This window comes from Brachyspira hyodysenteriae ATCC 27164 (assembly GCF_001676785.2).
Taxonomy (GTDB): Bacteria; Spirochaetota; Brachyspiria; order Brachyspirales; family Brachyspiraceae; genus Brachyspira; species Brachyspira hyodysenteriae.
On the sequence record NZ_CP015910.2, the window covers coordinates 2,366,334 to 2,391,973 of the forward strand.

Sequence of the window (25,640 nt, forward strand, 5' to 3'; positions counted from 1 at the left end):
ATAAAAACAAAAAACTATCATAAATTACTGCTTAAAATAAATAGATTTTTTTACAAAAATATTGTAATATATATTGAATGAGTAAAAAAATTATAGAAAAAATTAACGAATTGCATAATCAAAATAAGCATCAAAAAATAATAGAACTTATTTATTCTATAAATGAGAATGAAAGAGATTATGAAATAATTTTATTATTTGCAAGAGCTTTAAATAATGTACATAATTATGATGAAGCATTAGACAATCTAATGTATATAAGAGAAGAGGGATTATTCGATCCTTTATGGTATTATAGAACAGGATATGCTTATTATCATAAAAATGAAAAAAATACAGCTAAACAATATTTTAGTAAAGCTATAGAATTATTTGAAAATTATGATAAAAAAAATATAGAAAATTTCTCAGAAATATCAAACAATATAAAGAATTTATATTCATTATGTTTTGAAAATGAAGATAAAGAATTAAGTTTCGCTCAAAGAGTAAAATTATTTTGGAAATGGTTTGAAGAAAATGAAACAGAAATTGATGATATAATAAAAAATAAAAATAAAGATATAATTCATTTTCTCTCTCATGGCGTAAAAATAATATCTGATAATTTAGCATTTAATATAGGAAGAAACTATAATTTTACTTTTAATATAGATGGTAAAAATTATCTATTTTATCTCACCCCAAGAATAATATCTGATATGCCTGAAAAATTAAAAGAAAAATGGACTTTTCTTCCATATATTCCTAGTTCTAATGGTGTAAACTTCACTATTGAAATTCATAATAAAAGAATAGAAATTCAGGATGTATTTGTAAAAATAGAATTTGATGATGAAAATGATAAATTTGATTTAGTTTTTTATAATAAAGATTTAAATAATTTAGATAAAGAAGAAGCTTATAATATATTTTTCCTCATTATGGAAAATTCTATAGGAGAAGGTTTATCCAGAGTATATATAAGATATGCTGATATAAGTAATAGAAAATTAAATAATATGCTACCTCTCACAGAATTAGAAAAATACATGAAAAAAACATTATCATTCCATAGAAAAAAAATAATAACTGATCCTATAAACCAATATTTAGCATACACCTCTGAACCTAGACAATCTGATACATTAAGATATGACATAATAGCAGGAACTACATCATATTATGAAACTGTTAATGATTATTATAATGAAAATACAGATGATATAATAGAAATATCAAAATGCGGGGCAAAGGCAATATTTTTATATTATACTTATGATTATAAAAATGATGATGAATCAAGAAAAACAATACTTAATGAAAGATATGAAATACAAGAAAGATTAGAAAAAGAAGTTCTAGCAAGCGGAGAAAAAGAATATGATATAGGTATTGTACTTGGCGGAGCTATGGGAGTATACAATATTTATATAGATTTGATTGTTTATGATGAGGATGAATTTATAAAAAGAGCTAAAATACTTCTGGCTGAATATGAAAGAAATTTCTATGTATCTAAATTCAGAAAAAATTCAGATATAATAAGCATATTTGATTTATAATAAGATATAATAATTACTGAGATACTGAAGTACTTATCATTCTCTCATCAAATTTTCTTTTTATTCTGTCAAATTTTTCTCTTGTTCTGCTAACAGCTGAATTCATTTTATTTATTGCTTTCTGATTGGCTGTATATAGAGCCAATGATTTTCTTGCATATTGTATTAATTCATTTCTTTTTTCAGGGTATAAATTTATTAATTTTACTATAGTATTATAATATCCTTCATTAGCAGCTATCATTCTATAATGCTTCATTTCAAGATCATTGATTTTACTCTCACCCTCTTCCATGTTAACTAATGAAACAAAATTTTCATTATTATTTACATCTGATATTCCTTCCATAGCAGTCATTAAATTTTCTATAGTATATTTATAATCTTCTCTTGAAGCTTCTTCTCCCCTATTTAAGAATACTATAGGATCACTGTCAGAACTTTGATTTATAATTTTAGATTGATCATCTATTGTATTTATATAAGCCTTTTTTGAATTTAATACTTCTTTGTCATTATCAGTAACAACATCTATAACACCATTATCAAGAACAACTATAGTAGAACCATCTTCTGCAAAAGCAACTTCAAAAGTAGTACCTCTTACCACAGAAGTTGTAGTAGGAGTATGTATTTCAATCAAAGCTCCTGCATCCTTATTTACATCTACTTTTATATAACCTTCTAACAAAGATATAGAAACTTTGCTATCATATTTTGAAATAGGCTCATTAACAAGTAATATACTATTTTGAGGAACTATTATAGTTCCTATTTTATCTCCCCTTCTATTTAAAGTAAGTTCTACTTGAGTATTACTTGATGTTCTTAATCTATATTCTTTATGTATTTCACTTCCTCTGAAAGCTCTTAATGATTTATTTATGTCAGGTCTTTCTATAAAAGCTATGCCGGATATTCCTGTAACTTTAAAAGAGATATCCTGTGATAATAAAATATTGCTAAATGACAAAGCAAATAATATTGCTGATAAAAATATTCTATTAAGCATAAATATACTCCTTAGTTTTAATACATAATACCACTAAGTAATATAAGTGTATAATTTAGCATAAAAAAAGTCAATAGCAATAAAATCAAATTTACATATTTATATTTATATTAGGTAATACAGGATAAGCAAATAGCATATTCAAATTAAAATCCTGAATGTTTAAATCAACATCATTTTTTGTATCAAAACATATACTTATTATATATGAATCATCAAGTATAAAAGAAGCAAAAAATATATTATCAGCATTTCTTACTTCCCTCTCAATTAAATCAACTTCTACAGAATTTTTTATATCAAAAATAGTTTTTCCAAGCATTTTTATATACGCTTCTTTAATAGTCCATATAGTAAAAAAATCTATTTCTAATTTATGAGTATTTTTAAGGTATTCAATCTCGCTTTTATAAAAATATTCTTCAGCAATGGCAAAATAATCTCTTTCTCTTATCTTTTCAGCATCTATCCCAACATTGTATTCATCGCTCATAACAGCAGCGAATAAATCTGAACTATGTGTACCGTTAAAATATAAATTATTTGCATTTTTAAAATAAGGCTTTTTATTCTCTTCTCTTTCTATAATAAGATTATTTTTATTATAATGATTTTGAGCCATAGAAATAATTAAATTCTCTAAATTTTTCCTTGCTTCTGCCCTACTTTCATTATCATTGAAATTATATTCTAAATAAGTCATAAATTGCCTTTTGATAATTTAATCAATGAAATTTCCTATCAATGTATGGCTTTTTATCTCTGTAACTTCAGCATTGAAAATATCGCCCATATTGAGTTCTTTATCTTTTTTTACAAGTATTATTCTGTTTTCCTTGCTCCTGCATAAATAATGCATATTATCTTTGGCTATATCATCTACCATTACAGATGTTTTTTTGCCTACCTGTTTTGATAATAATTTCTGAGCCAATTCTCTTTGATAATTTACAAGATTAGTAAGTCTTCTTGCCCCAGCAGCTTTATCATACTGTACATTTTTTTTATACGCAATAGAGCCTTCTCTCTCTGAATATTTATACAGGTAAGCCTCTTCAAAACCTATACTCTCAAGTAAATTTAATGTTTCTTGATACTCATCTTCTGTTTCATCAGCATACCCCACTATTATATCAGTAGAAATAGGAAAATCATCAGCATAATTTCTCAAGTATGATACTTTTTTTACATATTCATCTTTAGTGTATTTTCTATTCATTAAATTTAATATTCTATCTGAACCGCTTTGGAAAGGTAAATGTATATGCTTACATAAACTATTCAAATTCCATATAGCATCAGCCAAATCTTTATCAAAATCTTTAGGGTGAGAGGTTAAAAATCTTATCCAAACCTTATCTTTAGCCTTTTCATAAATAATTTTGTCTAATTTGTATAATAATTCTGTAAAATTAATCTCATTATCAATATCAAGCCCATAAGAATTAACATTCTGCCCAAGTAAAGTTATCTCTTTAGCTCCGTCATCTATCAATCTTTTTAATTCTTCTATTATTTCATCCGATTTTCTGCTTACCATTTTTCCTCTGGTATGAGGTACTATACAATAAGTACACCAATTATTACAGCCATGCGATATAGGTATGAATGCTTTATGAGGCTTATCTTCATCTACATAAGATTTATTAAATATATAATTATCATTAAATTTTCTTACAAATACTTCCTCATCCTTCAAATAATCTATAATATTAACTTCATTATATACATCAAATATCTTATCAACACCAAGATTTTCAAGATGTTCCTTGGAAGTTTGAGCCATACAGCCCATAATTATTATTTTTGTGTCTTTTTTATTCTTTTTTCTATTTGCATTGAATAATTTAACTCTTGAAAACACTCTTTCTTCGGCATGAGCTCTCACACTGCAGGTATTTATTATTATATTATCAGCATTTTCATGATTTTCTGTTTGTATAAAACCTTCCTGCATAAGAGAATTTATTAAACTATTCGAATCCGCCTTATTCATTTGGCATCCGTAATTTTCTAGGTAAAAATTCTTCATATTCTGATCTTTATTTTGTTATTTTTTTATGAATTTGGATCTTATATCTTCAACTAGTATTTCCGGCACTAATCCGTCTATAGGTCCATTAAATTTAAGTATTTCCTTTATTAAAGAAGAACTTACATAAGCATAATGCTCTGATGTATGTAAAAATATAGTATCCATCTCTGGATATAATAATTTATTCATTCTAGACATTCTTAATTCATAGTATAAATCTTCACTGTCTCTGATCCCTCTAGCCAATACTTTTATATCATTCTGCTTCATATATTCTGTTACAAGTCCGGATATAGTTACAATTTCTATAGTATCATTATCCCCTATTACTTTTTTAATCATATTTTTTCTTTCATCTATACTAAAAGTAGGAGATTTATCCAAATTAACAGCTACAGATATATAAACCTTATTGAAAATATCAGCAAGTCTGTAAAGGACATCGAGATGTCCCAATGTGAAAGGGTCAAAAGTACCCGGAAATATTACTTTTCCATTTTTCATAATGATAAAGTATATACAAAATTGATATAATATCAATATAAAAAATAACATTTATTTAAATACTTCGACAATTTATACATAAATATAGTGTTTTTCTATTTTAGAATAAAAAATAGAAAAAAAATAAATATTTTTTCTATTATATGTTATAATTTAAAGAATAAATATTCATTAGGAGTTATTTATGGCTCATGTTAATAAAACTGAAATAAGAGTGATATATGCAGATACTGATCAAATGGGGGTTGTTTATCATTCAAACTATTTAAGATATTTTGAGATAGGAAGGACAGAGCTTTTAAGAGAATTAGGCATTTCCTATAGAGATATGGAAGAAAAATATGATATAATGCTTCCTGTAAAAGAGGCTTTTGTAGATTATAAAATTTCTATAAAATATGATGATGTTATAGTAGTTTATACTAGTGTTGAAAAATTAAAAAATGTATCATTAAAACTGAAATATGAAATAAGAAGCAAAGAAGATGAAAAAATACTATACTCTACAGGTTATACTCTTCACCCTTTTGTAAATAAAAAAGGACAAATAGTAAAACCTGATGAATATCTGTATAATATAATGGCTAAAGGTAAGTAAAATATATGAGTTGGCTAAATGTTATATTAACAGTTTTGTCATCTGCTAATATGGTTGGAGACTTGGTAAAAACTACAACTATGGAAAGCAGAACAAAGAAACTGTATAGTAAATTAGATGAAAAAGAAAAAGAAATAATAGAAAAAGTAGAATCTAAAACAAAAAAAGAATTTCAATATATATATTCTGAAATAAATTCATTAAAAATAGTTGTAAGATTTTTATTTTTTATTTCATTAATATTGTTAATTTTATTTATCATTTCATTGATATTTATAATTTTTGTTTTAAAATATAAAAATATAATTTAATTTTGAGGGTTTTATATGGCTACTACTACTGCAGTAAAAAAAAATAAAAAAGCTTTAACTTGCTCTGTAATTACAAGAAACGGTCCTATATTAAGATCCATAAAAATAGATCATGTAGAAATACCTTCGCATGACGGTTATGTTTCAATACATTTGGATCATTGCCCATATATAGTAAGAATAGGTTATGGAGAACTCAAAATATATAATGAAGATAATAAACTTATAAATATGTATGTAGAAGACGGCATAGCCGAAGTTACAAATAATGTTATAGGAATATTAGTAGAAACTGCTTTATATCCAAAAGATATAGATGCTGCTATATTAAAAGATGAAATAAATAAATTGTCCAGCCAAATGGTTATCAATGCTGAAGAAGCAAGAAGAAATAATGAAAAAATAGCCAAACTTAATAAACAAATAGAAATTTCTTCTAAATAATATGCTATTGTAATTTTAGTATTATCCGATAATTTAGTTGACATATTTTTATAGCTTAATTATAATTAATATGTTAACTAAAAAATTTATATTAGATGATTGAAATATGCCTAAAATAGAAGATTTAGAAAGACTAGGAAGTATTGCTTTTTTAATAGGAAATAAAGCATTACCAAAAGAAATATCACAAAACGACTATGATCGTTTTAAATCAGTTTTTACAGATGAACATATGGCTAGTTCTATGCCTGCAGAAGATAATGGTTTACCTTCTATTGATGATTTAGATAGTTTAGATTTTCAAGATGATTCAGATAATGACAAAGCATCTGATGATCTTGATAATTTAGATTTGCCTGAAGATTTAGACAATGCATTATCTGATGATATTGATGATTTAGGACTGCCTGAAGACTTGGATAATAATGCATTATCTAATGATACTGACGATTTAGGACTGCCTGAAGATTTGGATAATAATGCATTATCTAATGATACTGACGATTTGGGACTGCCTGAAGACTTAGATAATGATAAAGTATCTGCTGATATAGATGATATAGAGCTTCCTGAAGATTTAGAAGATAATGATAAAGTATCTGCTAATATAGATAATCTAGAACTTCCTGAAGATTTAGAAGACAATGATAAAGTATCTGCTAATATAGATAATCTAGAACTTCCTGAAGATTTAGAAGACAATGATAAAGTATCTGCTAATATAGATAATCTAGAACTTCCTGAAGATTTAGAAGACAATGATAAAGTATCTGCTAATATAGATAATCTAGAACTTCCTGAAGATTTAGAAGATAATGATAAAGTATCTGCTAATATAGATAATCTAGAACTTCCTGAAGATTTAGAAGACAATGATAAAGTATCTGCTAATATAGATAATTTAGAACTTCCTGAAGATTTAGAAGATAATGATAAAGTATCTGCTAATATAGATAATTTAGAACTTCCTGAAGATTTAGAAGACAATGATAAAGTATCTGCTAATATAGATAATCTAGAACTTCCTGAAGATTTAGAAGATAATGATAAAGTATCTGCTAATATAGATAATTTAGAACTTCCTGAAGATTTAGAAGATAATGATAAAGTATCTGCTAATATAGATAATCTAGAACTTCCTGAAGATTTAGAAAATAATGATGAAGTATCTAATGATAATGATGATTTAGGATTGCCTGAAGATTTACATGACGATGATTTAGGATTACCTGAAGATTTACATGACGATGATTTAGGATTGCCTGAAGATTTACATGACGATGATTTAGGATTGCCTGAAGATTTACATGACGATGATTTAGGATTGCCTGAAGATTTACATGACGATGATTTAGGATTGCCTGAAGATTTACATGATGATGATTTAGGATTACCTGAAGATTTAGAAGATAATGATAAAGTATCTGCTGATATAGATAGTTTAGAACTTCCTGAAGATAAAGAATTGGAAGATAAAATAGCAATGGATATTAATGATGATAATTCATCTAAAAATGATATTCATTCAGAAAAATTACCTGTATTGGATGATTTACCTTTACCTGATACTTTACCTGATATAGAAGATGAAAAAAATATAGATAATGAAGATTTACCTGATATAAAATCTGATGATAATTATGGTGCAAATATAAATGACTTAAATCTTGATGATATATCTGACAGCTTAGATGATATATTAGAAGATGATGATTCAAATTTAGATAATTTAGAAGATATCTTATCAGATGATAATGAATTACCTTCAGATGATGCTTCTGAAGAGCCTAAAGATGAAGTTAAAGAAGAGGAAGCTAAAGAAGAGCCTCAGGATATAGATTTAGATGATTTATCTTTAGACAGCATTACAGCAGATGATGAAGAAGAGGATAAAACAGAAGAACCTAAAGATGAAGTTAAAGAAGAGGAAGCTAAAGAAGAACCTCAGGATATAGATTTAGATGATTTATCTTTAGACAGCATTACAGCAGATGATGAAGAAGAGGATGAAACAGAAGAACCTAAAGATGAAGTTAAAGAAGAGGAAGCTAAAGAAGAACCTCAGGATATAGATTTGGATGATTTGTCTTTAGACAGCATTACAGCAGATGATGAAGAAGAGGATAAAACAGAAGAACCTAAAGATGAAGTTAAAGAAGAGGAAACTAAAGAAGAACCTCAGGATATAGATTTGGATGACTTGTCTTTAGACAGCATTACAGCAGATGATGAAGAAGAGGATAAAACAGAAGAACCTAAAGATGAAGTTAAAGAAGAGGAAGCTAAAGAAGAACCTCAGGATATAGATTTAGATGATCTATCTTTGGACGATGCTGTAGAAGAATATGAAAAAGAACCTAAAGATGAAATTAAAGAAGATAATTATGATGACATGGATTTAGATGATTTATCTTTAGATGATGATGATGCTATAAAAGAAAACAAAAATATTTCTACTAATATAGTTACAGGACAATCATCACTTCCATCTCCAGATAGTGCTAATAATTTACCTGCTTCTAAATATGATGATGTAGATAAAGATGTTGATCATGATAAAGTTATTAATACAATAAAATATCTTCCTTCTCTTACACAGTATCATGTTTTAGATGCAATACTTAATGAAAAATTAGACAGAATCTCTATGGAAGCATTACTTAATGCTTTAGAAAGAGGAGAGTCTAGTGAAAACATTACAGAATTATTAAATAAAGAATTAGGTTTAAGTATTAAAGATGAAGGAAATAAAAATGTACTAGAACTTATACCCATACCTAATTCATTAAAAGACTATGCTAAAATAATAAGAGTTGCAGCTGTATTTTTAGTATTATTTGTAGCTATAGTAGTTTTATCTTTCCAATTTATTTATAAACCTGTAATGGCAAATAAATATTATGAACAGGGTTTATTAAGCATATCAAACGGAGCTTATGATGATGCGGAAAGAAACTTTGCTGAAGGTGAAAGATTAAAACCAAAACAGATAAAATGGTATAATAAATATGCTAGAGCTTATATTGACAGAGAAACTTTCAATTATGCTTTAAAGAAAATACAAGGTGCTTTAGATATTAAGCCTAGAGATTTTGAGACTAGAATAACTTTCGGATATTATTATAGAAAGAAAGGTGAGAAAGAATTATCATTAGAAGATTACACGTTAGGCGAAGAATTATATAATGATATGTTAGTTTATACTGAAAAGAAAAAAGAAAAAGAAACTATATATGATGAACGCGGGCTTCTTATGATAAGCAGAGCTAAAACTCTATCAGAGCCTAATTATTATGATATAGCTTATAATAATTATAGAGATATGATTAATTTCTTTGGAGATGGAGTTGTTCCTAGAAAGAGAGCTATGCTTATAAAAATTTATCAGAACGATTATGAGCAGGTTAAAGCACTTCAAAATCATATAAACTTATTGAAAAAAGATTATATTGATGATGAGGTTTATCCTAAATTAGCTAAGTACTTACTTGATAAAGATGATTTTTATGGTTCAAGAATATTGTTTGAGAATCTTATAACTGCATATCCTAATAACTTAGAATCTATAGTAGGTTATGCTGATTATGAAGCAAGATTAAAACATTATGACAGAGCTATGGAAATACTTACTACAGCAGCATTACCTTTATATGAATCTAATCCTTTCTATAGAGGAAAAGAATTTGTATATAATATGTTAGGTCAGATATATTATAATTTAGGTGAATATGGAAATGCTGTTAAAAACTTTAATGAAGCTTTGACTATAAATGCAGTATATCCTGATGCTAATTATAATTTAGGTAATGTTTATTTCTACAGAGAAAAAGATTATGCAAAAGCAAAACAGTATTATCAAACAGCCTATGATAATTTAGCACCTAATCTTAGAAGCGATAAACTTCTATATAACCTATCTTGGATATATTATTCAGATGGAGAATATGACAGAGCATTTGAAGGATTCAATGCATTATTCCAAAAGAATCCTAGCAACAGTGTTGTTTCTTATGCTTTAGGTAATTCGCTTCTTCATTTAGATAAAGCTAATTTGGCTAATGGTTTTTATAGAAATGCTTTAAGCCAAGTATTATCTAAAAGAGATAGATTGGGAAGAATGGAAATGCGTACAGAAGGTGATTTTATACTTTTAAGTTATTTAGCTAGCCTTTACAATAATATCGGTGTTTCATATGCTTATAACTCTACTGTTACAAATACTATTGTTAATGAGCAGGAAGCATTCAAGTATTTCGTATTGGCAAGTGAATATTTTGATCAAATAAGAACTTCAAATATAGATTTGGAAAGAATTGAAAAAAGAACTATACTTGTTGATAATCAAAATATAGGAGCTGCTACTTATAATATAATGTCTGTACAGGGAAAAAGAAATTTAAAACAAGCTACTGTTATAGATGATTATATACCTAAAGATATGTATTATGTCAGATAAATAAAATAAATATTAATAAAAAAGCAGAGATTTAATTCTCTGCTTTTTATTTTTAAATATTATTTTAAATATTAAATTATAAATTTCTAAGATGAACCTTACCATTTATATCTATAGTTTTGTTTCCTTTTTTGTACATTATAAATAGATAATTAAATCCCCTCAAATAAAAATTATTTTCAGCTGCTGCTATATGATAATTACCTTTATTAAGAGTTTTATTATGACGTATAACGGATACTATATCAATAGGCATAAAATATTTACTCATAATCTCAAAAAGCTTAAAACCGATTGGCATAAAAGGAAATCCCTTTTCATAAGAATCAGAAACATATAGAGCCATATATCTATCTTTTTTCATTATTCTAAATATTTCATTAATAACTTTTTCCATAGCCTCATAATATTCATTTTCTCTAGCTGTCAATTTTCCAATACAGTTTTTCTCATCGGAATAATTTATATGAGTACTGTAAGGAGGATCTATAAAAACAAAATCTACTTTCTCATCTTCAATAGGTATTTTTCTAGCATCAGCTTTGAAAATATCCTTTCTTTGCAATGCTTTCGGATTTATATCATAGCCTAAAGCTCGTCTTCCAAGCTCTCTTGCCACATCAATAGTAGTACCGCTTCCAGCCATAGGATCAACTACTAAATCTTTTTCTTTTGTATATCTATTTAATAGATTCCAAATTATATATGAAGGTGTTGCACCTATATAATGTTTATGCTTCTCTTCTTCACTTTTTAAATACTGCTGGGAAGGATAATCCCATAAAGTTGTAGTTTGCAATTCTAATTTTTTTTTCATGTTTCTATTCGCTTTATAAAATTTTTATAAATAATATACTATAACTATTTATTAGCAAGTATTGAATAAAAAATTTACTTGTTAAAAATAAATACTTTGATATTATATAATAGTAAATATTAGGGGTTATTATAAATGAGAAAAAGAATTAAAGCCATAATATGTTCTGCCCTTTCTCTAATATTCGGAGGAATAGGAATACAAAAATTTTATTTAGGTCAAACTAAAAGAGGCATATTATATGTTCTATTCTGCTGGACTGGTATACCCTATTTGCTTTGCATTATAGACTTAATAAGATTTATATTTATGAGTGAAAAAGATTTTAATCTCACATATAATAAAGAATATATAGAAAATATAAATTATAAAAATGATAGTTTTGAAGAAAAAAATTATAAAAATAAATTTGATGATGCTATAGATATTGAATATAGTTATGTTGATAATAATGATGATATAAATAAAGAAGAGGAAAATAATAATAAAGAGAATATTATCATCAATAAATCATTAGAATATCATAAATTAATTAACAATACTATAATTTCCATAAAAGACAATGATTTTTCATTTAAAGTTAAGAATTTAAATCAATTATTTAAATGTATTATTGATAAATCAAAAAGCTCTAAGAATAATGAAAGAGCATTAAAAGAGCTGGATAAAATGCTCGCATATAATATACCTACAACATTAAAGCTTATTAATTCATATATAGATTTATCATTGAAAAATACATCAGATTTACAAAATATTAAATCTGGTATAATAGAATCTATAGAGTCTGTTACAATTTATTTGAATAAGGTATTAGAAAATATAGAAAAAGATGATATTTTGGATATAACAAGCGATATTGATGTACTTAAAGCAGAATTAAAAAAAGACGGATATGTTTAAAAAGGAGATAATAAAGTGGATAGCGACGGCGTATATAAAAGAGTAAATATAAACAAAGTTATAAAAAACATTCAAAAAAATAATAGCGATATAACTGAGAGTAAGGCACAGGAAATAGCATATATTATGATAAAGGAACTTAATAAAAAGGTTTCATCTATGGTTAGCGATTTTGAAAATGGAGAAGGAGATTTTATGGCATGCTATTTTGATGCTATAGATAAAAAATAAAAAATAATAATAATTGTTGGAATCTATATAATTAATATATTATAAACAATTTTTATTAGATATAAATCAATTAAATATTTAAAATGTTTATAATGTTTATCAATAATAATTAAAACAATAATATTTTTTATAAAATGAAATATAAGAGGTTTTTATTTACAAAAAGTACATTTTTTTATATTGACTTTTTAATTTGCAATGATAAAAATTAATTTATTAATAAATAATAATAGGAGGATATTTATGTCTTTATCAGATGATATCAAATCAGGATTTTATTCAAGCATTGGTATGATGCTAAAAGGAAAAGAAAAATTAGAGGAAGCAGCACGCGAGTTTATCAAAGATAAAAATGTTAGTGCTGAAGAAGGAGAAAAGTTTGTAAAAGAGATGGTTAATAAAGCCAATGAAACTAAAGAAGACGTTTCCCAATTTATAGATGAGAGAGTACAAAAAGTTGTTGATAAAATGGGATATGTAAAAAAAGAAGAATATGATGCTATGAGAAAAGAATTAGATGAATTAAAACAATCTATAAAGAAAGATGAACAATAATTATAATTTTTAATAATTGAAAGGAGTTTTTTTATTTTACAAAAAATAATTAAACTCCTTATTTTATAAAAAAGAGTTATATAAAAAGCGCGGGTGATTAAAGAATATGAATAATATGAAATCTATAAACAGAGCAAAAGAAATTATATCCATAATAATAGCTTATGGATTTAGAGATATTATAGCGGTAACTCCAATATTAAAAATAATAAAAAATCCAATAGATAAAATAAATATAAAATATAAAGGAGTAGACTTAAGAAAATATACTAAAGCCGAAAGAATAAAAATGGCTTGCGAAGAATTAGGCACTACATTTATTAAATTAGGACAAATACTATCAAACAGAAGCGACATACTTTCAAAAGATATAACAACAGAATTGAGCAAACTTCAAAATCATGTAAAGCCTTTTGATGAGAATACAGCCAAAAGCATCATAGAAGAAGAATTAGGAGGAAAAATAGAGGATATTTTTGAATCATTCGAATTAACTCCTAAAGCAAGTGCTTCTATATCTCAGGTTCATACTGCTGTATTAAAAAATGGAGAAAAAGTAGCTATAAAAGTAAAAAGACCTAATATAGAAGAAAATATACTCACAGATATAGAAATTATAGTATGGCTTTCAAATATAATAGAAAAATATAATGAAGAATTTGCATTGATGCAGCCTCAGAAATTAATAAGTGCTTTTAAAGCTCAGCTTTTACAGGAATTGGACTTTAATTTTGAAAAGAATAATACTCTAAAATTTGCCAAATTCTTTAAAAATAATAAAAATATAAAAATAGCAAAAGTATATGATGAATACAGTACAAAAAATATATTAACTATGGAATATATAGAAGGAATAAAAATCTCTGATATAGCAGAAGATGATACTAGATATGATAGAAAAAAACTTGTTTCTATAGGTGTAGATGCTGTATTGGAGCAGATATTTATGCTAGGTTTTTTCCATGCTGATCCGCATCCTGGTAATTTAATGGCTTTAGAAAATAATGTACTATGTTTCTTAGATTTCGGTATGATAGGATTTATTCCGCCGAACTCTAAAGATGCTTTTTCTTCTTTAATTATGAGCATAAGTTCTGCTGATTATTTGGAATTGTCTAAATCGATACTTGATTTATGTTATCATGGAGAAATAAATAATATAGATGAATTTAATATGGCTATATTTGTGTTAGTAAGTAAATATGTTGATATGCCTTTAGATAATATTAATATAGAAGATGTATTTAATGAACTTATAGGTATAATAAGAGAATTCCGTTTAACTTTACCTAGCAATATTATGCTTTTAATAAAATCTTTGATAGTTCTTGAAGGAGTTGCTAGGAATTTAGATAAAGATGTAAAATTGATAGAACATATTAAGCCTTTTGCTTTTAGATACGTTAAAGAACAGATGAAGCCTGATAATATATTAAAGCAATTCAAAAAATTATTCTATGATTATAGTTATATAATAAAAGAATTTCCATCAGACTTAGAACATTTAGTATCGGTTATAAAGCAAGGAAGTGTCAAAATTCAGCTTGAACATAAAAAGCTAGAATCATTAGCATCTACTTTAGACGGTTTAGCCGACAGATTAAGCTACTCTATAGTTTTAGCTTCTTTAATATTGGCAAGTGCTTTAATAATAACAAGTAAAATGCCTCCTCTTTATCATGGTACATCTGTTATAGGAATGATAGGCTTTGCTTTATCAGCTATAATGGGATTTATTATGATTATAAGCAGATTTATAAAGAAGTATGTTAAAAAGAATAATTAAATTAAGATAAGAAAATAAAAAAGCCCCTTTAATAGGGGCTTAAAAATGCTCCGAGAACAGGGCTCGAACCTGCGACCCGGTGATTAACAGTCACCTGCTCTACCGACTGAGCTATCTCGGATTGTTTTTTAATGTTTCAGTATTATAGCATAAACAAAAAAAATGTCAACACATAAAACCTATTTTTTTATTTATAAGCACTAAAATATTCTAATATTTCCTTATATTTTGATGATTTATTTCCTGATAACACAATATATTTATTTAAATATTCATATACATTCTTACCGTATTCTTTTTCTTTATTTGCATCATTTTTCTTTACAGCATCATCAAATTTTTTCTTGTACATAGTTGCCAATTGATAATTAGAATTTGGATCCGCCCTTAACTCTAATGCTTTTTTATATAATTCAATTATTTTATCCTCTTTATACTCTCTAGACAAATATATAGCACCATACATATATACATCGCCTAATTTAGGATATGAAGGATGTTTTTTTAATGCTGCCATTCCTTTAGAATCTAATATATTTATATATGCTTTTAATTTTGTATATGCATTCATACTTCCGTCAAATTCAGATAATGTTCCTGAATATCCCGCTACCCTATCCAACTCCTGATCTTTACTAGGTGTTATAGGTACAGTAAAATCATCCTGAGAAAATGCTATAATATTACATATAAATAATAAACATATAATTATTTTGTTCATTAATTTTCTCCATTTCTTATAAAATATAGGTATTTACTTATTATCGTAATAATTAAAATCTAGTAAAACTAAAAAAGTAAAAAAGTAAATTTAATTGTTGACAATAAAAGTATTTGCTCTATAATATTTCTGACAAATATAAATTTATGGAGATATTTTATGGCTACTAAAAAAACAGAAAAAGCAGCTGAAGATACCATCAAAAAAACTGCTGCTAAAAAATCAGCAACTACAAAAAAAGCTGATGAAGAAAAAGCCGAAGGTGCACCAAAAAAAGCCGCTGTAAAATCAGCTGCCGCTAAAAAAACTACTTCTGCTGCCGCTAAAAAAACTACTGCTAAAAAAGCACAAACAAAGAAAAAATCAGAAAAAGAAATAGAAGAAGAGATAGAAGAAATAAAAGAAGAAGCAAAAAAAGATGAATATATTCCTGATGAAGTTGATATAGTAAGAGAATTGCCTGACAGATATAAAGAAACAAAATTAGTACTTATGATGCGCGACCCTGAATGGTGCTTTTTCTATTGGGATATATCTGATGAAGATATAAATTATCATTCTTTGAAAGGAAAAAGAATATCTGTAAGAATATTCCATGTATTTGGATATGATATTACTAATGGAGAAATCCATAAAGAAATAGAAGTTAATTATATCTATGGTGATAGATATGTTAATTTAGCTATGCCTCATGCTTATTTTATTGGTGAATTAGGATACTATGATGAAAATAATAGATTTATAGTATTAGCAAGAAGTAACATGATTTATGCTCCTAGAGATTCTATGAGCAATGTTTATGATGAAGAATGGATGGTTAATGAAGAGATTATAAAACTTTTGAAATCTCCTAAAGCTTTAAGAGAAAGCTTATCATCTGCTACAATATTTGAACTTATAGATTTAAGAAGAAATCATTTAGCAGGTTCATCATCTTCACTCTTTATGAAAAAAAATTAAGAATATTAAGCGGTATTAATTGATAAATACATAATATTAATTTTCTGTTTTTGTAATTATTGGACTCTATAAATTAAATATTAATTAATGCCGCTAAAAATAATATATAAAGCGGAGAATCTATTAGTATAGAAAATAAATGTCTGCTTGTTATTATCTTCTTCTTCATCACTACAAATGAAATTATACTGCTATATACAATAGGGATACAGTATTTCAATTTATTAATTTCTAATGGAAACTTACCAATAATAATACCTACCAACATAAATAAAGCTAAAACAATTGGTATTATACCGGTTATAAATGCTAATTTATGAGAATCTATATATGTAGTTAAAGTTACAGCTCCTGCTATTTTATCGCTTTGAGAAAATTTTATTTCAATCAAAGCCTGTCTTATAAACATAAATAAAAATACTAAAAAAGTAGAGAATAAATATAAAAATAATTTTTCTTTTAATATATCTCTATGCAAAATGAATATAGAGCCATTCAATAACACAGTAACTGCAACAGATATTACTATAGCTTTAAAAGGTATAAGTTTTTTAAATAATCTGAAGAAAAAAGAACTTTCAAATCTAGATTTATTTTCAAAACTTATATTATACCCCATTCCAAGCAAACTCGAAAGTATCGAAAGCATTAATATACCTACATTAATCTTATAGGCAAAATAAAACATAAGTACAGCACTCATCAGTATTAAAAATCTGAAAAATGTTTTATACTCTTGATAAAATAAATATCTTCTTTTATCGCTTATTTTTATGGTATAATTACTGTATCCATTTTCTAAACTCATATATAGATAGTATAAAGCTATTATAATGCCTATTTGATATTTAAAAGGCTGTGATAATATATCGTATACGGCATATGACATTAAAAAAGCACCTACTGAAAAAAATATATAACCATAATTTAAAAAATCAAATATTCTAGATATAAATCTATAGAAATTAGTGGCATATTTATCTTTTATAGTTTGTGCTATATCTTCTATAAGCCAATCTGGAGTGGATGCCCCTGCCATTATACCTATATTTTTATAGTTTGATAAGTCTATCTTTTCCAAATCTTCTTTATATTCAACATAAAATGCTGGTTTAATAGATGATGCTATATTATATAAATTTCTAGTATTAGAACTTTCAGAACCGCCTATTACAAGCACAACATCATTTCTTTTTGCTATCTCTAATACCTCATTTTGTCTCTGTTCTGTAGCAGCACATATAGTATTTTTAATAATTATTTCTGTATCTTTATATTTATCCTGTATTTGAGCCACAAATTTATCAAAAGCAGATTTCTGTAAAGTAGTCTGGGCAACTATTAAAGCTTTTTTAGAATCATTAGGAAGTTTATTTAAATCTTCATCTTTATAAACAACATATACATCATCAGCATATCCGCATACACCAACAATTTCAGGATGAACAGGATTACCTATAACTATAACTCTATATCCTAGAGAGCTATATTTTTTAACAAGACCTTGAATTTTAGCAACATATTTACAGGTAAGATTTACTATTTTTTTGGCATGGCTTGATAGAGCTTCCCTTCTTTTAGGAGATATTCCATGAGCTCTTACAATAACAGTTTTTCCATCCAAGACAGACATATCCTCATCATCTTCATAAGTTTTAACTCCTATATTTTCCAACATATCAAGAGTTTGAGGATTATGTATCAAATGTCCATCTATATATATATCGCTATTTTTTTTGGAAGCCTGAGAAAAAGTATTTTCCACAGCATACTTCACACCATCGCAAAAACCAGCAAATTTACCTATATCTACATTCATTGTATTTAGATTTTAAAAAGGAGTAATAATATTATTTAGCTTTAGATATTTTATTACCTTTAATACATTTAGTGCAAACTAATGCTTTTTTTACAGAACCATTTACTTCTATTTTAACATTTTGTAAATTAGCATTAAAAGAACGCTTAGTTTTTATATTAGAATGGCTTACACTATGACCATTTTGTTTGCCTTTACCGCATATTTCACATACTCTTGCCATTTTTTCCTCCAAGAAAAATAATATTATTTAGTTTAGAATTATGATTGAATAATTATATATTAAAAATTGATTTTAGTCAATGATTTATTAAAAAATTATTCATGCATATATTAAGTATTATATAAAAATCATATTAATAAATATTAAAAAAATTAAAAAAAAATCAAATTTATTAAACTATTTGCAGTTTTTATAAAAATTATGCTAATTTTATAGCATATTGTTATTTTTTTTATGAAATTAGTTTACAAAAAAACTATTAATGATGTATAATATAAGTAATGCACACGGATGCAAAAGTTAATATAAGGTTTAATTAAGATTATTTAATATATTTTTTATAGATGGAAATAGTATAAAATTTTAATAAAAAAAATAAATTATAGGAGAGACAAATATGAGAAACCTAGATAAGTACAAAGGAATTATTCCTGCTTTTTATGCTTGTTATGATGAAAAAGGAGACATAAGCCCTGAAAGAGTTAAAAAGTTTACACAGCATTTAATAGACAAAGGTGTAAACGGTTTGTATGTAGGAGGATCTTCAGGAGAATGTATTTACCATAGTAAAGAAGAAAGAAAATTAGTATTAGAAAATGTTATGGAAGTAGCAAAAGGAAAAATAACAATTATAGCACATGTAGGATGTAACAATACTGCTGATAGTGCTGAATTAGCTGCCCATGCTGAAAAATTAGGAGTAGATGCTATAGCTTCTATACCTCCAATATATTTCCACCTTCCTGACTATTCTATAGCAGATTATTGGAATGATATAAGTGCTGCTGCTCCAAATACAGACTTTATTATCTATAATATACCTCAGCTTGCTGGTGTTGCTTTAAATGTTAATCTTTACAAAAAAATGAGAGAAAATCCAAGAGTTATAGGTGTTAAAAACTCATCTATGCCTGTACAGGATATTCAAATGTTTAAAGATGTAGGCGGCGATGACAGCATTATATTTAACGGACCAGATGAACAATTTGTAGCTGGAAGATTAATAGGTGCTGATGCTGGAATAGGCGGTACTTATGCTGTAATGCCTGAATTGTTCTTAGCTGCTAACGATGCTGTTAATAAATGTCAATTCGATAAGGCAAGAGATATACAATATAAAATAGACAGAATCATATATGCTATGTGCGAATGCCATGGTAATTTGTATGCTGTAATGAAAGCAATTCTTAAACTAAAAGGATTAGAATTAGGCGGAGTAAGAAAACCATTAAGCAATATAATAGATGAAGATAAAGCAAAAATAGAAAAATGTGCAAAAATGATAGATGATGCTATAAACAGTATAAAATAATACAAATCTCTTGTAAAACCAGTCATTTATTTATATTAAAGTGAATGACTGGTTATTTTATTGCATAAAATAATATTTTCATTCAGATAATAAAATATATAATATTCGTTAATATTTGGTATATAATCTAGTAATAAAAAACTTAAAAATAAAAATAATATTAGCATTGATTATATTTAAAATTATAGTATAATCTACGAAAAATAAAATAAAAAGCAAAATACCTAAAATAGGAGAAATATATATGCCACCAAGATCAAAATTAGGTGAAATACCTAGACAAGAAATGCCTACTAGAAGTCCAGAAGAAAGAAGGAAAGATTTTAAAGAAGTTCCTCTTGGATATACTGAAGAGCAAGCATATCAGGAATCTTTAAGATGTTTAGATTGTAAAGTTCCTCATTGTATGGAAGGCTGCCCTGCTAAAGTAAAAATTCCTGAATTTATAGGACTTATAGCAGAGAAAAAATTTTTAGAAGCAGCTAAAAAAATTAAAGAAACTAATGCTTTACCTGCCGCATGCGGAAGAGTATGCCCTCAGGAAGAACAATGTGAACAAAGATGTGTTGTTGGTAAAAAATTTGAACCTGTTGCTATTGGTAAATTAGAAATGTTTGTTGCTGACTATGAAAGAAAACATGCTCAGCATGAGGATCTAAAAGTAGAAAAAAATGGTAAAAAAGTATGTATAATTGGTGCAGGACCTGCAGGTTTAGCTTGTGCTGGAGACTTAATAAAATTAGGATATGATGTTACTGTATTAGAAGCTTTACACACAATAGGTGGTGTATTAATGTACGGTATTCCAGAGTTCCGTCTTCCTAAAGAATTAGTAGCACATGAAGTAGAAAACCTTAAAAAAGATGGTGTAAAATTTAGAATTAATGAAGTTGCAGGTATATCTTTGGATTTTGAAGACTTAAGAAAGGAATATGATGCCATATTTTTAGGAACAGGTGCCGGACTTCCAGCATTTGTAAATGTACCTGGAGAGCATTTCTGTGGTGTTTACTCTGCTAATGAATATTTAACAAGAGTTAACTTAATGGGAGCTTATAAATTCCCTGAAGTTGATACTCCTGTTATAAGACATAAAAAAGTAGCTGTATTAGGCGGCGGTAACGTTGCTATGGATGCTTGCAGAACTGCTGTAAGATTAGGTGCTGAAAAAGTATATATAATTTATAGAAGAACTGAAAAAGAACTTCCAGCAAGATTAGAAGAAATTCACCATGCTATGGAAGAAGGTGTTGATTTCAGATTCTTAAGAGCTCCTTTAGAAATATTAGGCGATGAAAATGATAATGTTATAGGTGTTAGAACTCAAGTTATGGAGCTTGGTGAGTCTGATGCTGATGGAAGAAGAAAACCTGTTGCCGTTGAAGGACAAACAGAAGATATAGAAGTTGATGCAGTTATTGTAGCAATAGGTACTACCCCTAACCCACTTATAGCTAGAAAAGTTCCTGAATTACAAACTACTAAAAAAGGTACTTATGTTATAGATGAGGAAACAGGAGCTACTTCTATGGAGGGAGTATTTGCCGGCGGAGATGCTGCAAGAGGTGCTGCTACAGTTATTTTAGCTATTGGTGATGGTAAAAGAGCTGCTGCAGGAATAGATAAATACTTATCTAATAAATAATAATTTGGGTAATAAATATAACAAATATTTTACAAAAAAGAGACTTTATTTTTTAAAAAGTCTCTTTTTTTTATAAAAAATAAATAATCTAATACATAAATAAATTAAAAAACGACAAAAGCTCTTGACTTTTATACCGTTAATAATAACATAGTTAACATAATTTCATTTTTTTTATATAAAATGTAATTATATTTTTTTTCTTATTTTAATAATTATGGTTTTACTTAATTGAAAGCCATAAAACATATTTTATAAATACTGGAGGATTAATCTGATTATGAAACTGAAGTTGCAAATAGGTTTTATTACCTTAATAGCTTTGATGCTTATTTCATGCGGCGGCTTGCCTACAAAGGAGTATGAAAGGGTAACCGCTCTAAGAGATACTGTAGTAAACAAATATCCTGAGATACAAACATTTGCTCAGGAAGATTTTGATATAGCAGAAAAAGGTTATGCTGAAGCTGATATCATAATGAAAGAAGAAAATAAGGATGAAGCTGAAAAAGCTAAAGAATTATTATTAACTGCTGAAACTAATTATAATTTGGTTTTAGACAAAGGTTTGCCACCATATTCTGAAATACTTAAAAAACAAACAGATGAAAGTGCAACTAATGCTATTGATATTAAAGCTAGTGTAATGTATGCTGATGAATTTGCTAAAGCTGACACTGTATATCAAGAAGCTAATGCAATGTATACAGCTGAAACTAAAGACTACAGAATAATGGTAGATAAACTTTATCAAGCCAAAGTAGCTTATACAGATTTATATAACAAAACTAAAGAACAATTTGATAGAAGTGATGAGGCTTTAAAATTAGTTAAAGAACGTTTAGCTCAATTAGAAAAGATGATGCAGGAAATAGAAGCCTTTGAACAGGAACAGAACTAATATTTATAAGGAGTAAATGATGAAAATAAAAAAAATAATGGCTACTATAGCTTTATTATCTTTCACATGGTCTATCCTACCAGCACAAACTTATGAAGATGCTGCTAGAATAACTCAGGAAGCTGATGATCTTCAAAATCAAGGTCAATATCAGCAGTCTTATGATAAATCTCAAGAGGCATCTTTGAGTATAGACAAAGCTCAAATGGCATTATTCTACAGACTTATGAATGCTAGAATAAATAAAACTAAAAATGATGCCAATAATGCAATCACTGAAATAAATCAAATGGGTGCTGCTACTGATAATCAATTCAAAGCTCAATATGAAGAAGCTGTAAAATATTTTGAAGAAGGTAATGCTAATATAGGAAGCATACCTGGTCCTGATACAGTAGCTCAAAATGATGAAGAATTTAATACTGCTTCTAATACTTTTACTACAGTTTTACAATACTTTGATAACGCATTAGCTTCTGCTAATACAGTTAAAGAAGGATATTTAGGAAGAGAAAGAGACACTGCTTCTAAAGCAATAGCTGATGCTAGAGGCAAATACAATGCTGCTTTAGGTAAAAGTATAAAAGCAGGTGATAATAATGATAAAGCAGTATCTGGTGCTTTAACTAAAGCTGATGAGGCTCTACAAGCTGATAACTTTGCAAGCGTACAACAGAATGTTGCTGCTGCTCTTGCTGGTATAACTAAAGCTGAGGCAGATGCAAAAGCTGCTGCTGAAAGAGCTGCCGCTGCTGCTAAAGCAAAAGCTGAGGCAGAGGCAAAAGCTAAAGCTGCCGCTGAAGCAAAAGCTAAGGCTGCTGCAGAGGCAAAAGCAAAAGCTGAGGCAGAGGCAAAAGCTAAGGCAGAAGCTGAAGCTAAAAGAAAAGCTGAAGAAGAAGCTAAATTGAAAGCACAACAGGAAGCTCTTGCTAAAGAAAAAGCTGATGCTATCGCTAAAGCTAAACAAGATATAGCTAATGCTCAGCAAAAATATGATAATCTTGTTAATGACAACACTATAACAAGAGGTGATGAAGCAGATCAAAATATATCTACTCTTTTAGCTGATGCTAATAATGTTGTAGAAACAGATCCTGCAGCTGCTAGTCAAAAAGCATTAGAAGCTTCTCAAGCAATGGACGACTTAGTTAATAATCGTGATAATACTATAGCAAGAGAAGAAAATCAAAGACAATTAGATGATCTTAAAGCTAGATATCAGCAATTAGTTGATGAAGGTTATATAATCCCAGATAGTGAAGAGGATCAAAACCTTTCTCAAATAATAAAAGATGCTGAAGATGCTTTAAATAATAATGATAATGCTTTAGCTAGAGAAAAACTAGAAGAAGCTAACAGAACTATGAATGCTATATATGAAATGGGACCTAAGAGACCTGGAGACGGTGATTTAGTTGATGTAGATAATAACAATGAAACTGGTCAAATCATAGACGCTACTACTGGTCAAACTGTTAATACTGAAGGTAAAGTTACTGTACTTCCTATGTATTACACTGTAGTACAAAGAACTCCTTTAACTGATGCTTTATGGAGAATAGCTGGTTATTCATTCATATATAATGATCCTATACAATGGTATAGATTATATCAAGCTAACAGAGACATATTAAGAGATCCTAATAATCCAGACTTAATATTACCAGGTCAGGTATTAACTATACCTAGCATGAATGGTGAAGAAAGAGCTGGTACTTATGATCCTAATATGGAATACATAACTTATGATGAAGCTATGATATTAAGAAATCAGCAGCAAAACAATCAGAATAATGCTCAAGAAGAGGCTAACACTGCAAATCAATAATTAATTGAATAACAGTTGTAAAAATAATAGCTATGTATGGATATAATTATTCATACATAGCTTTTTTTATTAGTCTTTATAAATCAAAAATTATGATTATTTCAAAACTAACAAATATTTACACTGTCTTTAATTCTATATTTTATAATTTTTATTAACACCCTACTGCACTCTAATAGAAATAAGATCTAATCCTAGAATAGTACTAATATCATAAAGAATTAGATTTTAGACAATACATAAAACATTCATTTTAACTAAAATTATATTGATAATCATACAACTAATTTTAAAACAACTATATTATTTATATAAAGTTCCATATATAAATACCATATATAAAGTGTATTTTCATAGTAAAAATTAAAAAATACATCTTTTAAAAGGTTGTAAGTAAATAAATAAAAAATATAATCCATTATAACATGAGAATATATATTTACTGCATAATATCTATAATTTTTATAATATCTTGCCAAACTAATCAGGTATACAATATAAAAAATGATGATGATAAATCTCATTTTGTAAAAATAAATAGAATAGAATATCTAAAACCTAATATAAAATACAATATAAATGGAACTCTATACAGCACTGATAAACGATCAAGAATATACAAAGTCATAAGAAAAGAAAACCTCATACTTTCAAATGCTAAAAGGAATAATTATGCCCAAAAAAAAGTTGTGGAACTTTATGGTATAAAAGATCATGATCAAGGGGGGCATATAATAGGCAGACAATTCGGAGGATCTCCAAATATTGATAATCTTATACCAATAAATAAAAAATTAAACATTGGAGAAATGAGAAAGACTGAAATGGAGTGGAGAGAAAGTATTATAAATGGGGATGAAATAAATGATATTGTTATAGATATAAAATATATATATACTAATATGAGACCTAATATAATTATTATTAATTATGATATAGAAAAAGATTATACAAATTACAGAATACAAAAAATATTCACAAATGACTAATTTTAATATATATAAAAGTAAAAAATAAAAAGACGCCCCAAAATCA

At 27.0% G+C, this 25,640-nt stretch carries 23 protein-coding genes and 1 tRNA gene; 15 read left to right on the forward strand and 9 right to left on the reverse strand.

The genetic code is table 11. From position 1 onward, the window contains the following. The first annotated feature begins 77 nt into the window (after positions 1 to 77). Complete coding sequence (locus tag BHYOB78_RS10345; RefSeq protein ID WP_020064065.1) at positions 78 to 1,544, forward strand: tetratricopeptide repeat protein; 1,467 nt, start codon at positions 78 to 80, stop codon at positions 1,542 to 1,544. A gap of 13 nt (positions 1,545 to 1,557) precedes the next feature. Here the strand turns inward: BHYOB78_RS10345 and BHYOB78_RS10350 are convergent, their stop codons facing one another. From BHYOB78_RS10350 to coaD, 4 genes are all read right to left on the reverse strand, one after another. After that, positions 1,558 to 2,556 (reverse strand): FecR family protein, encoded by a 999-nt coding sequence (locus BHYOB78_RS10350; RefSeq protein WP_012670732.1) that lies wholly within the window; start codon positions 2,554 to 2,556, stop codon positions 1,558 to 1,560. A 91-nt stretch (positions 2,557 to 2,647) separates the two neighbouring features. Then, the gene (locus tag BHYOB78_RS10355; protein ID WP_020064066.1) at positions 2,648 to 3,259 is read right to left on the reverse strand and encodes a 4'-phosphopantetheinyl transferase family protein; all 612 of its coding nucleotides are present in this window, start codon (positions 3,257 to 3,259) and stop codon (positions 2,648 to 2,650) included. Positions 3,260 to 3,277: 18 nt separating this feature from the next. Continuing rightward, the gene (gene miaB / locus BHYOB78_RS10360; protein WP_028331295.1) at positions 3,278 to 4,588 is read right to left on the reverse strand and encodes a tRNA (N6-isopentenyl adenosine(37)-C2)-methylthiotransferase MiaB; all 1,311 of its coding nucleotides are present in this window, start codon (positions 4,586 to 4,588) and stop codon (positions 3,278 to 3,280) included. Between the two features lie 18 nt (positions 4,589 to 4,606). Further along, entirely contained in the window at positions 4,607 to 5,095 is a 489-nt protein-coding gene (coaD, locus tag BHYOB78_RS10365; protein WP_012670735.1) for a pantetheine-phosphate adenylyltransferase, read from the reverse strand. Positions 5,096 to 5,279: 184 nt separating this feature from the next. On the opposite strand from coaD, the gene BHYOB78_RS10370 reads away from it, so the two are divergent. The 4 genes from BHYOB78_RS10370 to flcA all read left to right on the forward strand — a co-directional run bounded on the left by BHYOB78_RS10370 (position 5,280) and on the right by flcA (position 10,904). Next, a complete protein-coding gene (locus tag BHYOB78_RS10370; protein WP_012670736.1) occupies positions 5,280 to 5,693 on the forward strand; it encodes an acyl-CoA thioesterase in 414 nt (137 codons plus the stop codon). 5 nt (positions 5,694 to 5,698) lie between these two features. Next, on the forward strand, positions 5,699 to 6,004 hold the full coding sequence (locus tag BHYOB78_RS10375) for a hypothetical protein (protein ID WP_020064068.1): 306 nt from the start codon (positions 5,699 to 5,701) through the stop codon (positions 6,002 to 6,004). Between the two features lie 15 nt (positions 6,005 to 6,019). Beyond that, positions 6,020 to 6,448: a F0F1 ATP synthase subunit delta/epsilon gene (locus BHYOB78_RS10380; RefSeq protein WP_012670738.1), complete on the forward strand. Its 429-nt coding sequence runs from the start codon at positions 6,020 to 6,022 to the stop codon at positions 6,446 to 6,448. A 106-nt stretch (positions 6,449 to 6,554) separates the two neighbouring features. Beyond that, positions 6,555 to 10,904, forward strand: a complete 4,350-nt coding sequence (gene flcA / locus BHYOB78_RS10385; protein WP_065203234.1) for a periplasmic flagellar collar protein FlcA — start codon at positions 6,555 to 6,557, stop codon at positions 10,902 to 10,904. Positions 10,905 to 10,980: 76 nt separating this feature from the next. Here flcA and BHYOB78_RS10390 read toward each other — a convergent pair whose 3' ends face one another. Next, on the reverse strand, positions 10,981 to 11,721 hold the full coding sequence (locus BHYOB78_RS10390; RefSeq protein ID WP_012670740.1) for a DNA methyltransferase: 741 nt from the start codon (positions 11,719 to 11,721) through the stop codon (positions 10,981 to 10,983). 135 nt (positions 11,722 to 11,856) lie between these two features. Between BHYOB78_RS10390 and BHYOB78_RS10395 the strand changes: the two genes are divergently transcribed. From BHYOB78_RS10395 to BHYOB78_RS10410, 4 genes are all read left to right on the forward strand, one after another. Then, entirely contained in the window at positions 11,857 to 12,624 is a 768-nt protein-coding gene (locus BHYOB78_RS10395; protein ID WP_012670741.1) for a TM2 domain-containing protein, read from the forward strand. 15 nt (positions 12,625 to 12,639) lie between these two features. After that, on the forward strand, positions 12,640 to 12,855 hold the full coding sequence (locus BHYOB78_RS10400) for a hypothetical protein (protein WP_012670742.1): 216 nt from the start codon (positions 12,640 to 12,642) through the stop codon (positions 12,853 to 12,855). Between the two features lie 243 nt (positions 12,856 to 13,098). After that, on the forward strand, positions 13,099 to 13,410 hold the full coding sequence (locus tag BHYOB78_RS10405; RefSeq protein WP_020064487.1) for a phasin family protein: 312 nt from the start codon (positions 13,099 to 13,101) through the stop codon (positions 13,408 to 13,410). A 106-nt stretch (positions 13,411 to 13,516) separates the two neighbouring features. Further along, entirely contained in the window at positions 13,517 to 15,196 is a 1,680-nt protein-coding gene (locus BHYOB78_RS10410; protein WP_020064488.1) for an ABC1 kinase family protein, read from the forward strand. Between the two features lie 48 nt (positions 15,197 to 15,244). Here BHYOB78_RS10410 and BHYOB78_RS10415 read toward each other — a convergent pair. Next, positions 15,245 to 15,317 (reverse strand) — tRNA-Asn (locus tag BHYOB78_RS10415). A gap of 66 nt (positions 15,318 to 15,383) precedes the next feature. Beyond that, complete coding sequence (locus tag BHYOB78_RS10420) at positions 15,384 to 15,917, reverse strand: hypothetical protein (RefSeq protein WP_012670745.1); 534 nt, start codon at positions 15,915 to 15,917, stop codon at positions 15,384 to 15,386. A 159-nt stretch (positions 15,918 to 16,076) separates the two neighbouring features. Here BHYOB78_RS10420 and BHYOB78_RS10425 point away from each other — a divergent pair, with 159 nt between their 5' ends. Next, the gene (locus tag BHYOB78_RS10425) at positions 16,077 to 16,877 is read left to right on the forward strand and encodes a DUF4912 domain-containing protein (RefSeq protein ID WP_012670746.1); all 801 of its coding nucleotides are present in this window, start codon (positions 16,077 to 16,079) and stop codon (positions 16,875 to 16,877) included. A gap of 73 nt (positions 16,878 to 16,950) precedes the next feature. Here BHYOB78_RS10425 and ispH read toward each other — a convergent pair whose 3' ends face one another. Then, positions 16,951 to 18,696, reverse strand: coding sequence for a 4-hydroxy-3-methylbut-2-enyl diphosphate reductase (gene ispH, locus BHYOB78_RS10430; RefSeq protein ID WP_012670747.1), 1,746 nt, complete (start codon positions 18,694 to 18,696; stop codon positions 16,951 to 16,953). A gap of 31 nt (positions 18,697 to 18,727) precedes the next feature. Further along, positions 18,728 to 18,919, reverse strand: coding sequence for a 50S ribosomal protein L28 (rpmB, locus tag BHYOB78_RS10435; protein ID WP_008727936.1), 192 nt, complete (start codon positions 18,917 to 18,919; stop codon positions 18,728 to 18,730). A gap of 397 nt (positions 18,920 to 19,316) precedes the next feature. On the opposite strand from rpmB, the gene BHYOB78_RS10440 reads away from it, so the two are divergent. The 5 genes from BHYOB78_RS10440 (at position 19,317) to BHYOB78_RS10465 (ending at position 25,594) form a co-directional block, all read left to right on the forward strand. Beyond that, positions 19,317 to 20,231, forward strand: a complete 915-nt coding sequence (locus tag BHYOB78_RS10440) for a dihydrodipicolinate synthase family protein (RefSeq protein WP_012670748.1) — start codon at positions 19,317 to 19,319, stop codon at positions 20,229 to 20,231. Between the two features lie 244 nt (positions 20,232 to 20,475). Beyond that, on the forward strand, positions 20,476 to 21,876 hold the full coding sequence (gene gltA, locus BHYOB78_RS10445) for an NADPH-dependent glutamate synthase (protein ID WP_020064489.1): 1,401 nt from the start codon (positions 20,476 to 20,478) through the stop codon (positions 21,874 to 21,876). 280 nt (positions 21,877 to 22,156) lie between these two features. Continuing rightward, entirely contained in the window at positions 22,157 to 22,777 is a 621-nt protein-coding gene (locus tag BHYOB78_RS10450; RefSeq protein ID WP_020064490.1) for a hypothetical protein, read from the forward strand. 16 nt (positions 22,778 to 22,793) lie between these two features. Beyond that, positions 22,794 to 24,605 (forward strand): LysM peptidoglycan-binding domain-containing protein, encoded by a 1,812-nt coding sequence (locus tag BHYOB78_RS10455; protein ID WP_020064491.1) that lies wholly within the window; start codon positions 22,794 to 22,796, stop codon positions 24,603 to 24,605. 425 nt (positions 24,606 to 25,030) lie between these two features. After that, positions 25,031 to 25,594, forward strand: a complete 564-nt coding sequence (locus BHYOB78_RS10465; RefSeq protein ID WP_020064493.1) for a DNA/RNA non-specific endonuclease — start codon at positions 25,031 to 25,033, stop codon at positions 25,592 to 25,594. Positions 25,595 to 25,640: the final 46 nt, after the last annotated feature.

Bases quoted from the DNA above. Each gene is read 5' to 3' on its own strand.
- BHYOB78_RS10375 (WP_020064068.1), top strand. From the start codon at position 5,699: ATGAGTTGGCTAAATGTTATATTAACAGTTTTGTCATCTGCTAATATG.
- BHYOB78_RS10410 (WP_020064488.1), top strand. From the start codon at position 13,517: ATGAATAATATGAAATCTATAAACAGAGCAAAAGAAATTATATCCATA.
- BHYOB78_RS10420 (WP_012670745.1), bottom strand. From the start codon at position 15,917: ATGAACAAAATAATTATATGTTTATTATTTATATGTAATATTATAGCA.
- BHYOB78_RS10405 (WP_020064487.1), top strand. From the start codon at position 13,099: ATGTCTTTATCAGATGATATCAAATCAGGATTTTATTCAAGCATTGGT.
- coaD (WP_012670735.1), bottom strand. From the start codon at position 5,095: ATGAAAAATGGAAAAGTAATATTTCCGGGTACTTTTGACCCTTTCACA.
- rpmB (WP_008727936.1), bottom strand. From the start codon at position 18,919: ATGGCAAGAGTATGTGAAATATGCGGTAAAGGCAAACAAAATGGTCAT.
- BHYOB78_RS10440 (WP_012670748.1), top strand. From the start codon at position 19,317: ATGAGAAACCTAGATAAGTACAAAGGAATTATTCCTGCTTTTTATGCT.
- BHYOB78_RS10380 (WP_012670738.1), top strand. From the start codon at position 6,020: ATGGCTACTACTACTGCAGTAAAAAAAAATAAAAAAGCTTTAACTTGC.
- BHYOB78_RS10455 (WP_020064491.1), top strand. From the start codon at position 22,794: ATGATGAAAATAAAAAAAATAATGGCTACTATAGCTTTATTATCTTTC.
- BHYOB78_RS10390 (WP_012670740.1), bottom strand. From the start codon at position 11,721: ATGAAAAAAAAATTAGAATTGCAAACTACAACTTTATGGGATTATCCT.
- BHYOB78_RS10450 (WP_020064490.1), top strand. From the start codon at position 22,157: ATGAAACTGAAGTTGCAAATAGGTTTTATTACCTTAATAGCTTTGATG.
- ispH (WP_012670747.1), bottom strand. From the start codon at position 18,696: ATGAATGTAGATATAGGTAAATTTGCTGGTTTTTGCGATGGTGTGAAG.
- miaB (WP_028331295.1), bottom strand. From the start codon at position 4,588: ATGAAGAATTTTTACCTAGAAAATTACGGATGCCAAATGAATAAGGCG.
- BHYOB78_RS10345 (WP_020064065.1), top strand. From the start codon at position 78: ATGAGTAAAAAAATTATAGAAAAAATTAACGAATTGCATAATCAAAAT.
- gltA (WP_020064489.1), top strand. From the start codon at position 20,476: ATGCCACCAAGATCAAAATTAGGTGAAATACCTAGACAAGAAATGCCT.
- BHYOB78_RS10395 (WP_012670741.1), top strand. From the start codon at position 11,857: ATGAGAAAAAGAATTAAAGCCATAATATGTTCTGCCCTTTCTCTAATA.
- BHYOB78_RS10425 (WP_012670746.1), top strand. From the start codon at position 16,077: ATGGCTACTAAAAAAACAGAAAAAGCAGCTGAAGATACCATCAAAAAA.
- BHYOB78_RS10465 (WP_020064493.1), top strand. From the start codon at position 25,031: ATGAGAATATATATTTACTGCATAATATCTATAATTTTTATAATATCT.
- BHYOB78_RS10350 (WP_012670732.1), bottom strand. From the start codon at position 2,556: ATGCTTAATAGAATATTTTTATCAGCAATATTATTTGCTTTGTCATTT.
- BHYOB78_RS10370 (WP_012670736.1), top strand. From the start codon at position 5,280: ATGGCTCATGTTAATAAAACTGAAATAAGAGTGATATATGCAGATACT.
- flcA (WP_065203234.1), top strand. From the start codon at position 6,555: ATGCCTAAAATAGAAGATTTAGAAAGACTAGGAAGTATTGCTTTTTTA.
- BHYOB78_RS10355 (WP_020064066.1), bottom strand. From the start codon at position 3,259: ATGACTTATTTAGAATATAATTTCAATGATAATGAAAGTAGGGCAGAA.